At 46.9% G+C, this 9,792-nt stretch carries 10 protein-coding genes; 5 read left to right on the plus strand and 5 right to left on the minus strand.

Going from position 1 to position 9,792, the window contains the following annotated elements; genetic code table 11:
• On the plus strand, nucleotides 1-1,196 hold a 1,196-nt coding region (locus AC9UEY_RS05190), incomplete at its 5' end, for a beta-galactosidase small subunit-related protein (protein WP_509538727.1).
• Here the strand turns inward: AC9UEY_RS05190 and AC9UEY_RS05195 are convergent.
• From AC9UEY_RS05195 to AC9UEY_RS05215, 5 genes are read right to left on the minus strand one after another with little or no spacing between them, the layout of a single operon-like run.
• Nucleotides 1,193-1,981, minus strand: coding sequence for an SGNH/GDSL hydrolase family protein (locus AC9UEY_RS05195; protein ID WP_509538730.1), 789 nt, complete (start codon nucleotides 1,979-1,981; stop codon nucleotides 1,193-1,195). The two genes, AC9UEY_RS05190 and AC9UEY_RS05195, sit on opposite strands and share 4 nt — an antisense overlap.
• Before the next feature lie 10 nt (nucleotides 1,982-1,991).
• Entirely contained in the window at nucleotides 1,992-2,930 is a 939-nt protein-coding gene (gene rlmB / locus AC9UEY_RS05200) for a 23S rRNA (guanosine(2251)-2'-O)-methyltransferase RlmB (protein WP_509538732.1), read from the minus strand.
• Between the two features lie 30 nt (nucleotides 2,931-2,960).
• Complete coding sequence (cysS, locus tag AC9UEY_RS05205; RefSeq protein WP_509538735.1) at nucleotides 2,961-4,346, minus strand: cysteine--tRNA ligase; 1,386 nt, start codon at nucleotides 4,344-4,346, stop codon at nucleotides 2,961-2,963.
• Entirely contained in the window at nucleotides 4,343-4,816 is a 474-nt protein-coding gene (gene ispF / locus AC9UEY_RS05210; RefSeq protein WP_509538751.1) for a 2-C-methyl-D-erythritol 2,4-cyclodiphosphate synthase, read from the minus strand. The genes cysS and ispF overlap by 4 nt, the downstream gene beginning before the upstream one ends.
• Nucleotides 4,816-5,091, minus strand: a complete 276-nt coding sequence (locus AC9UEY_RS05215) for an HPr family phosphocarrier protein (protein ID WP_509538737.1) — start codon at nucleotides 5,089-5,091, stop codon at nucleotides 4,816-4,818. Before AC9UEY_RS05215 ends, ispF begins: the two co-directional genes overlap by 1 nt.
• An 81-nt stretch (nucleotides 5,092-5,172) precedes the next feature.
• Between AC9UEY_RS05215 and AC9UEY_RS05220 the strand changes: the two genes are divergently transcribed.
• From AC9UEY_RS05220 to ptsP, 4 genes are all read left to right on the plus strand, one after another.
• Nucleotides 5,173-6,174, plus strand: coding sequence for a thiamine pyrophosphate-dependent dehydrogenase E1 component subunit alpha (locus tag AC9UEY_RS05220; protein ID WP_509538740.1), 1,002 nt, complete (start codon nucleotides 5,173-5,175; stop codon nucleotides 6,172-6,174).
• Nucleotides 6,171-7,169 (plus strand): alpha-ketoacid dehydrogenase subunit beta, encoded by a 999-nt coding sequence (locus AC9UEY_RS05225; RefSeq protein WP_509538742.1) that lies wholly within the window; start codon nucleotides 6,171-6,173, stop codon nucleotides 7,167-7,169. The genes AC9UEY_RS05220 and AC9UEY_RS05225 overlap by 4 nt, the downstream gene beginning before the upstream one ends.
• Nucleotides 7,166-8,197, plus strand: a complete 1,032-nt coding sequence (locus AC9UEY_RS05230) for a biotin/lipoyl-containing protein (RefSeq protein ID WP_509538745.1) — start codon at nucleotides 7,166-7,168, stop codon at nucleotides 8,195-8,197. The genes AC9UEY_RS05225 and AC9UEY_RS05230 overlap by 4 nt, the downstream gene beginning before the upstream one ends.
• Before the next feature lie 22 nt (nucleotides 8,198-8,219).
• The coding region (gene ptsP / locus AC9UEY_RS05235) for a phosphoenolpyruvate--protein phosphotransferase (RefSeq protein WP_509538748.1) at nucleotides 8,220-9,792 on the plus strand (1,573 nt) is incomplete at its 3' end.

Genomic DNA, 9,792 nt, shown 5'->3' on the forward strand with positions numbered 1-9,792 from the left:
ATGGTAACTTCTGCTGCGACGGAATGGTTTTCCCAGACCGCACAGCTAAGCCTGCAATGCATGAATTTAAGGCTATTGCCGCACCTGTTGTCATCACTGGAGTTAAGCCAGCATCAGGTCAATTCAAGATCTTTAACAAGAACTTCTTTAAGGATTTGAGTGGGTACCAACTTCAGTGGTCAATTACATGCGATGGTTTGATCCAAGATGGTGGCGTTGTGAAACTGCCAAAAGTTGTACCTCGCAAGTCAGTTAACTTTAAAGTGTCATCAAAGAAGTTTGCAAAGGGCACAACCCGCGGAGAACGTTTCATTACCTTCTCGCTAGTTTGCATAGCAACTACGCCATGGGCCTTGCCAATGTCAGAGGTCGGCTGGAGTCAGATTGCACTGCCATCAACAGCGCTAGCACCAGCAAAGAAGGCAAAAGAAATTGGCGATGTCGTTGATGAGCACGGACAAATAGTTTTGCCATACGGAATCGTTGCACCATCTGTTTCACTATGGCGAGCACCAACAGATAATGATCGCATCGGACATATTGCATCTAAGTGGGAGCGTTATGGCGTCCGTGACATCTCTCGCACCGATTGTGTTGTCAGACAAACTCCAACATCGATCAAGGTAAGCAACACCTGGGAAACAAGTACTGGTGTTTCTTTCAAGCACACACAGTTGATCACACCAGTTGTTGGTGGATTTAACGTGAAGGAATCTGTCACGATTCCAAAAGCATTTGACGATCTTGCGCGTGTTGGAACATTATTTGAGCTAGATGGATCTTTGAGTGATCTTGTCTATTTTGGCACCGGTTCACACGAGTCATATCCTGACCGCAAAATTGGTCGCATCACGCGCTATGTCTCAACAGTTGCTGCTCAATACATTCCATATGTTCGACCACAAGAAAATGGTGGGCATGCTGCGGTTCGTTGGTTTGAGGTTACAAATACAGCCGGAAATGGTCTGCGTTTTGCAATGTCCAAGCCTGCTCAGGTCTCTGTAACGCCTAACAGGGATGCAGAATTAGCCGATGCAACCCATGATGTTGAAGTGAAGGCATGTGGAAACACAGTTGTGCATATTGATGCTGCTCACCGCGGTGTGGGCACTGCCTCTTGTGGTCCAGATACTTTAGATAAATACATCATCAAAACTGGTGTTCACACCTGGGAGTGGACCGTTTCTCAGATTTAATCAAGATGATGCAACGGCCAATTAATTGCAATTGGATACTTACATGTTCGCCCATCACCAGATGATTTGCCACGAGCACGCCGCCACATCCATGGCAGTGCAAAAGTTACAAACCAAGTAATAGTAATTGCTGACTTAACAAACTGTGAAGTTGGCTCTTGTGGAGCTAAGGGACGACGCCATGATGGATCAAACGGAAGTTCGATAGTCTCTAAAACAGCCTGTGCCACGCGATCATGTCCCATTGGGTTTAAATGCAAACGATCAAATGCCAAAAAGCGTGGGTCTTTGAAGGCTACTTCGCCATTTGCATCACACAAAATTGCGCCAACTTCTTCTGCCATGGCGCGGACATTCTCATTAAAATCTTTAAAGCGAGCTTGCCACGATTCTGCCAAACGTCCCGTACTGCCGCTGTCTTCTAGAACGGTGAACAACATTACCGTTGCACCAGAGGCTGCAACCTTGCGCACCGCTTCGGCATACATTGGCAATGTCTGGTTGGGGTTGTATTTGGGACGGATAACATCATTTGCACCAGCATGAAATGAAACTAAAGTTGTCTCATCAATTACCTGTGCAATTGCTGGTTCGATTTGTTCATCGATTACCTGCTTGAGTAACTTGCCGCGGATTGAGAGGTTGGCATATTGAAAACCCTCTTGATTTTCAGCCATAACATCGGCAACCCGATCTGCCCAGCCGCGATATTGGCCATATTTTTTCTCATCACACATGCCTTCGGTGAAGGAATCACCAATAGCAATAAAACGATTGTATTTCACAGTTTTTTGCCTACTTTGCGCGACGCTGCTGATCTACGTGGAAGAGTGCAATTGAAGTTGCAACGCTTGCATTAAGAGATTCAGTGGTCGCGCTAATCGGAATCGAAACTACAAGATCGCACTTTTCTTTAGTTAAACGTGCAAGTCCCTTGCCCTCAGAACCAACGATAATCATCAATGGCTCTGTTGCAACCTTCATGTTGCTGATGATGTCATCTGACTCACCATCTAGACCAACAACAAACATGCCGGCTTTCTTAGCTGCATCAATGGTGCGTGCAAGGTTTGTAATTTGTGCGATAGGCAAACGTGCTGCCGCACCTGATGATGCTTTCCAGGCAGATGCCGTCATTGTTGCTGCGCGACGTTCAGTCATGATGACACCTGCTGCGCCAAATGCTGCAGCGGAACGAATAATCGCACCAAGGTTGCGTGGATCTGTAACACCATCTAGGGCAACAATTAATGATGGATACTTTGCACGTTCCATGATTTCTTCAAAACTTGAATACTGGAATGGCTTGATAGCAAGAATAATTCCTTGGCTATTTGGTGAGATGCCTTCAACTTCTGCACGGTGTGCTTCGCGAATTGGCAGACCGTGGTGGAGTGCAAGCTTTAGGCTTTCGGCAACGCGGTCATCAACATCGATACTGCGGGCAACTAATAATTCTGTAGAGGGAACATTCTCACGAAGTGCTTCAAGTACTGCGTTACGCCCTGCAACGATTTCACCACGAGGGCGATCTCCCTTTGCAACGCGAGGAGAACGAACCTCTTTCTTTTCAGCAGCCTTCTTGCGCTTTGCAGCTGCGTGATATGGACGATCTTCAGCCTTTGGAGTTGGTCCTTTTCCTTCAAGACGTCGCTTGTTATTTCCACCAGTACCGGCAGATGGTCCCTTTTTTGATTGGCGAATAGCGCCTTTACGGGATGAATTGCCAGCCATTGTTTTTCTCGTTTCGTCGTGCGGTATTTGTTAAGAAATAGACCAGCGAGGCCCTTGAGCAGTGTCCTCAATTGTAATTCCTAAAGCAGCGAGCCCATCACGGATGGCATCTGAGGCAGCGAAATCCTTACGCTCACGCGCAGATGCCCGCTCTGCAAGAGCTAATTTAATTACTCCATCTAGTGCTTCTGTTAGGTCTGTTCCACCAGATGAAGCAAATACAGCATCAAATGGATCACAACCCAAGATTTCTAGCGCTCCGCGGATTTCATCAGCATTTTTAGAAACTGCAGATTTATCGTTATCTGTGATTGCTTGATTACCTAGTCGCAGATTTTCACTGATCGTTGCAAGTGCTGCCGGCACAGCTAAGTCATCATTCATTGCCGCGGTAAATTCTGCGTTGATGCGTGGTGTTGGTTGTGCTCCAACAAGTTCAGTTGCGCGGTGTAAGAAGTTTTCAATCCGCTTAAAGTTGGTTGCTGCCTCTTGCAACGCTTCTGGTGAATACTCCAGCATCGAACGGTAATGCGCGCCGCCTAAGTACCAACGCAGTTCAATTCCGCGAACAACTTTTAGAATCTCATGAACTTGTAATGCATTACCTAAAGACTTTGACATCTTTTCGCCAGATTGTGTAACCCAAGCGTTGTGCAACCAACGTTGAGCAAATCCATAACCAGCTGCCTCTGATTGTGCGATTTCATTTTCGTGATGTGGGAATACAAGATCTAATCCTCCGCCATGAATATCAAAAGTTTCTCCAAGGTATGCGTGCGCCATTGCAGAACATTCGAGGTGCCACCCAGGACGACCTGGTCCCCACGGTGTTGGCCATGATGGCTCACCTGGTTTTGCAGCTTTCCATAATGCAAAATCACGAACATCTTTTTTGTATCTTTCATCTGCATCTTGAGCAGGTTGCAAATCATCAAGATTTTGACGAGACAAGGTTAGATAACGCTTTAATTTACGAACCTCTAAATACACATCGCCATTACCTGGTGCATATGCTGCGCCACTTTCAACGAGCTGATCCATGAGTTCAATCATCTGTGTGATGTGGCCAGTGGCACGTGGTTCATAGGTTGGTGGCAAGACATTTAATGATGCATAAGCATCGCTAAAAATACGCTCGTATTTCATTGCCAGAGCCCACCAGGCCATCTTTTCAACTGCTGCCTTTTGCAGGATTTTGTCATCAATATCGGTGACATTTCGAATAAAAGTAACGTTATAGCCGCTCTTTGTTAACCACCGTCGCAAGATGTCGAAGTTAACACCGCTTCGAACATGTCCAATGTGTGGTGCTGATTGCACAGTTGCACCACAGATGTACATTGAAACCTGCCCTGCGACTAACGGTTTAAATTCATTTACTTCACGGGTGGCCGTGTCATAAAGATTCAAACTCATGGTGTTTGCACCAGAGCGTTTGCAATGACATAAATTCCTTCGCCGCGACCGGTAAAGCCCATTTGATCAGATGTGGTTGCAGCAACAGAAACTGGGGCACCAAGAGCGTCACTCAATACCTTCTGTGCTTCTGCGCGACGAGGCGTGATCTTTGGTGTGTTGCCAACAATTTGTAATGCAACATTGTTAATGACAAATCCTTTAGCTGTGACAAAATCACGTAACTTTTCAATCATGGCAACACCTGATGCTCCAGCCATCTCGGGTGTATCAACACCAAAAAAAGTTCCGATATCGCCCAGTTGGCAAGCAGACAAGACTGCATCACACAGTGCGTGGACTGCGGCATCTCCATCTGAATGACCGACTAAACGCGGGGCTTCATCCCACAACAAGCCTGCGAGCGCACATGGTCCGCTTTCGCCAAATTGGTGGGCATCGACTCCAACGCCGGTGCGTAATTTAGAAATCAATGATCATTGCTTTCTACAATCGCCTGTAACTTCGAAATAGTTTCAGCTTCAGTTTCGCCTTCAACAGTTACAACGACCTCATCGCCGAATTTAACGCCAAGGGTCATAACGCGAAGAACACTGGCACCATCAACGGCTGCAGTTGCCTGGCCATCAACGATCTTTGCTAAGCGAACAACGCTTCCAGAACCTTTGGCTGTTGATGCAAAAAGTGCTGCTGGACGAGCGTGCAGGCCAACGGCTGAGGCGACTACTGAGCGGAATTCCTTCATAGGCCATAGCGTAACCGTTGCGGGAGTGGTGTTTAATAGGAACATCTATTCAGGCTGCTGCACAAATGTGAAAGTTGGATTATGAGCGTCAATCCGTTGTTGATGGGCCACCCGTTATCTTCTCCTGAGCATGCGCGTCACGCGCTGCTCTACATGTGGCGCATTCGCAAGTTTGAAGAAGCCGTTGAAGATCTCTTCGGTCGCGGAATGATGCACGGGACGATGCACTTATCTATCGGACAAGAAGCATCTCCAACAGGCATGTGCATGGCAATGACTTTGCAAGATCAGATCACATCTACACACCGTGGACATGGCCATTGCATTGCAAAGGGTGCCGACCTCACACGCATGATTGCAGAATTGCTAGGAAAGAAAATTGGCTACTGCGGTGGTCGCGGTGGATCAATGCACATCGCAGATGTTGAAACCGGAAACCTTGGCGCAAATGGTGTTGTGGGTGGCGGAATACCTATTGCAGCTGGCGCAGCACTTGCCTCCAAAATGATGAAGCGCGGAACTGTTGCTGTTTCCTTCTTTGGAGATGGTGCAATGAATGAAGGTGCATTCCATGAAGCTGCAAATATGGCGGCAATCTGGAAGCTGCCAATGGTTTTGTTCTGTGAAAACAATAAGTACGGAATGTCATCATCTACTGAAAAAGCTTTTGCAATTGATAACTTGGCAGATCGCGGCAAGGGATACGGAATCCCTGGCGTAAATGTTGATGGAAACGATGTTGTTGCAGTCTATGAAGTTGCACAAGCAGCCGTTGATCGCGCAAAAGCTGGCGAAGGTCCAACATTAATTATTGCTGAGACCTACCGCTGGAAGGGTCACTCCCGTTCAGATAAGAATTTGTATCGCACCAAGGAAGAAATTGAAGAGTGGCGTACTAAGGATCCAATTCCAAAGTTCATTGCCCGTGTAATAGAAGAAGGAATTCTTACTCAAGAGCAGTGTGATGTCATTCAAAATGAAGCAATTGAGGCAATCAAGGCCGCTGTTAATGAGGCTGTAAAGGCTGAATCTGCTGAGCCATCAGGGCTATTAGACGCAGTGTTTAAGGCGGTGTCAGCATGAGCGATCGCATGTTAACTATGGCAGAGGCAGTTCGCGAAGCCATGTCTATCGCTTTTGATGAACGCCCAGAAGTTTTCTTACTCGGTGAAGATGTTGGTATTTACGGCGGCGCATTTGGTGTGTCAGGGGATATGTATCACCGCTATGGGGCGGAGCGCGTTTTAGATACACCTATTGCAGAACTTGGAATTGTTGGCGCAGCTGTTGGTGCGGCTTTATCTGGCATGCGACCAATTGTTGAAATTCAGTTTTCAGATTTCACCGCACAAGCCATGGATCAGATTGCTAACCAAGCTGCAAAGATTCACTTCATGTTGGGCGGAGCACTACACGTTCCGATGGTTTTGCGAACTCCACAAGGTTCAGGCACAGGTGCTGCAGCCCAGCATTCACAAAACCTGGAGCCATGGTTTGCATCCGTTCCTGGATTAAAAGTTGTTGTTCCATCAAATCCAGCAGATGCCAAGGGATTGCTACTTGCCGCAATTGATGATCCCAACCCAGTAATTTTCTTAGAGCACAAACTTCTCTACAAGATCCCCGGCAGAGATCCTGTCCCTGAAGGTGCAACTCGAATTCCACTTGGTGTTTCTAAAGTAGTTCGTGAAGGAAAAGATCTAACAATTGTTGCAACCGGCATCATGGTTAATAAATCATGGGAGGTATGCGAAAAATTAGCTGCTGAAGGAATTTCAATTACTTTAATTGACCCTCGCACAATTTCTCCACTTGATATGAACCCAGTATTTGAATCAGTTGAAAAAACTGGTCGCTTAATGGTTGTTCAAGAAGGCCCAGCCCAGGCAGGCTTCATCAACGAAGTCATTGCCCAGCTAGCTGGTTCTTCATCATTTGGCTCATTAATAGCGCCAATTAAGCGTCTTGCGGGCATGAATATTCCGATTCCTTATGCTCCGCAGTTAGAAAAGGCTGCTGTGCCACAGCTTGATGACATCGAAGCTGCTGCTCGCGAGATTGTTAAAAACTGGCGATGAGTTTTAAATATCCAGTTGTCATGCCAAAGATGAGCATGACTATGGAAACTGGAGAGCTCATCAATTTCCATGTTGCAGTTGGCGATCATGTTAAAAACGGCGATGTTTTATTTGAGGTTATGACCGACAAAATCGATATGGAAGTTGAAGCACCGGCAGATGGTGTTATCGAAGCTTTGGTTGCAAACCCAGGTGATGTTGTTGAAATTGGCAAACCTGTATTAATCATGCTGACAGACACTGAAGTGATGGCATTTGATTTTGGAACAGATAATGAACCTGTAGCAGCTGTTGAAGTAGTAGCTGCGCCAGCACCAGTTGTTGCCGCCCCGGTTGCACCTGCTGCCCCAGTCATCCTTAATGAAACAGTTAAGGCGGTTCCAAAGGCACGAGTAGAAGCAGCTAACCGCGGAATTGATTTGCGCACGGTGCGTGCGACAGGACCTGATCGCACCATCACGATGGAAGATGTCAATGGCGCACAGTTAGATCCAGCAATCGCAAAGCGCCAAGCTGCTAACAAAGCTTTGATTGCCAAGGGTATTGAAATGACTCGCAGCATTGCCCAAGCCTCATTTACACGAAGTGTGAACGCCAACTTTGATCATGCCACATTCATTGCTGCCTGGGCCAAGGTTTTGCGCAATCGCCCAGATCTTGCAGCACACCAACATGTTGGCGTCGCATTGATTATTGAATCCAAATACGGCAGTGCACTGCCGGTCTTTAAAGATCCAGACCAACTAAAAATTGCTGATTTGGCTGCCTTGGTTGCATCCACAACGGATGCTGCCAAGAACGGAAAGGTGCCTGTGGCAATGCTTTCAGGGGCAACAACAACAGTTTTTGATCTGACAACCTATTCAATGAGCTCTGCAACTCCGTTACTCTTTCCTAACCAAGTTACATCAGTGACCATCGGATATGAGAGCGCAACAACAAAGATTGTTTCCTTGACTATTGATCTAAACTTCTGTGACTTTTATGATGGTGCACTATTACTAGATGCTCTCGTTGCTTCTTTATAGAAGCACTCAGTAAAGGACGCGTGTGACTACTCTTACGGGAATACCTGCTAGTTCTGGAGCCGCAGTCGGTCCTTTCTTTCTCCTCAATACAAATATTCCTGTCCCAACCGGTCAGCCATCACACCAAAGTTTTGAAGCAGAAGGTCATGCTTTAAACCTTGCCATCAAGACAGTTGGCTTAGATTTAGAAGCACGTGCTGCCAGAACAACTGGCGAGCTACACGAAATTTTGTTAGCAACAGCAGAGATTGCAACTGATCCTGCAATTGCAGAAGAGGCTGCAGGATTTATTGCAAGTGGTCACACTGCAAGTTATGCCATGGTTAAGGCAACAGGGGTTTTTCAAGAGTTGTTAACCGATTCCGGTGGCTACTTGGCAGAGCGCGTCAGTGATGTTGCAAATATCCGAGATCGGGTTTTATGCGAAATTGCAGGTATTGCTTATCCTGAAATTCCACATTTTGATGTGCCAACAGTTTTAATCGCACAAGACTTATCTCCTGCAGATACTGCCGATTTAGCAACAGATAAAATCTTGGCCATTGTCACAGCAGGTGGTGGACCAACTAGCCACACCGCAATCATTGCCAGATCAAATGGAATTGCAGCAATCGTTGCTTGTCCTGGCGTTGTGGAAGTAGCAACAGCACAAGCTGGTGCAACCGTTGCAGTAGATGCCACAACTGGGCTCATCACCTTTAATCCCACTGATGCGTTAAAAAGTGAGATCGCAACCAAAATTGAGCGCATTAAGGCACGTAAATCAAGGGTTATCACCCGTTCTGCAGATGGATATGTCACAACAGATGGAACAGTTGTTCCGATCTATGCAAACATCGGTCGCCTTGAAGACACAGTTGCAGCTGTTGCAGCCGGGGCCGATGGCGTTGGATTGCTGCGCACAGAGTTGTTGTATCTAGATCGAAACGATGCGCCAACTTTGCAGGAGCAAACTGCGATCTACACCCAACTCTTCACACCCTTTAATGGCCAAAAAGTAGTCATCCGCACCTTAGATGCTGGCGCAGATAAGCCAATGGCATTTATTAACTTTGCTCAAGAACCAAATCCGGCACTTGGTGTACGCGGATATCGCACCATCGATGGTCATGAAGATTTGCTTCGTGCTCAGTTACAAGCAATTGCAAATGCTGCCAAAGCCACAACGGCAGAGGTATGGGTCATGGCACCGATGGTGACCTTGCCAGGTGAGGCTGCAGCATTTGTTGCCATGGCTCGCGAATATGGTTTGAACAAAGCAGGTGTGATGATTGAAGTTCCTGCAGCAATTTTCCACGCAGATGAAATTACAAAGGTGTGCGACTTTGTTTCGATTGGTACTAATGACTTAGGACAGTACTTGCATGCTGCAGATCGCGAATCTGCACCGTTGGCCAGCTTTAACGACCCCTGGCAACCAGCATTGCTGCGCGCTGTCCACCTAGTTGCACAAGCTGGCATTAAAAATAATTGTCCGGTTGGTGTGTGCGGTGAAGCAGCATCTGATGCAGCGCTGGCTTCAGTGCTTGTTGGTTTAGGCGTATCTTCACTTTCGTGCAGTGTCGCCACACTGACAGATGTTGCGCAAGCGGTAA

It is taken from the genome of Candidatus Planktophila sp. (genome assembly GCF_040402275.1).
Taxonomy (GTDB): domain Bacteria; phylum Actinomycetota; class Actinomycetes; order Nanopelagicales; family Nanopelagicaceae; genus Planktophila.

Excerpts from the sequence above, each read along its gene's own strand:
- rlmB (WP_509538732.1), bottom strand. The coding sequence starts at position 2,930 with ATGGCTGGCAATTCATCCCGTAAAGGCGCTATTCGCCAATCAAAAAAG.
- AC9UEY_RS05225 (WP_509538742.1), top strand. The coding sequence starts at position 6,171 with ATGAGCGATCGCATGTTAACTATGGCAGAGGCAGTTCGCGAAGCCATG.
- cysS (WP_509538735.1), bottom strand. The coding sequence starts at position 4,346 with ATGAGTTTGAATCTTTATGACACGGCCACCCGTGAAGTAAATGAATTT.
- AC9UEY_RS05220 (WP_509538740.1), top strand. The coding sequence starts at position 5,173 with ATGAGCGTCAATCCGTTGTTGATGGGCCACCCGTTATCTTCTCCTGAG.
- AC9UEY_RS05230 (WP_509538745.1), top strand. The coding sequence starts at position 7,166 with ATGAGTTTTAAATATCCAGTTGTCATGCCAAAGATGAGCATGACTATG.
- AC9UEY_RS05215 (WP_509538737.1), bottom strand. The coding sequence starts at position 5,091 with ATGAAGGAATTCCGCTCAGTAGTCGCCTCAGCCGTTGGCCTGCACGCT.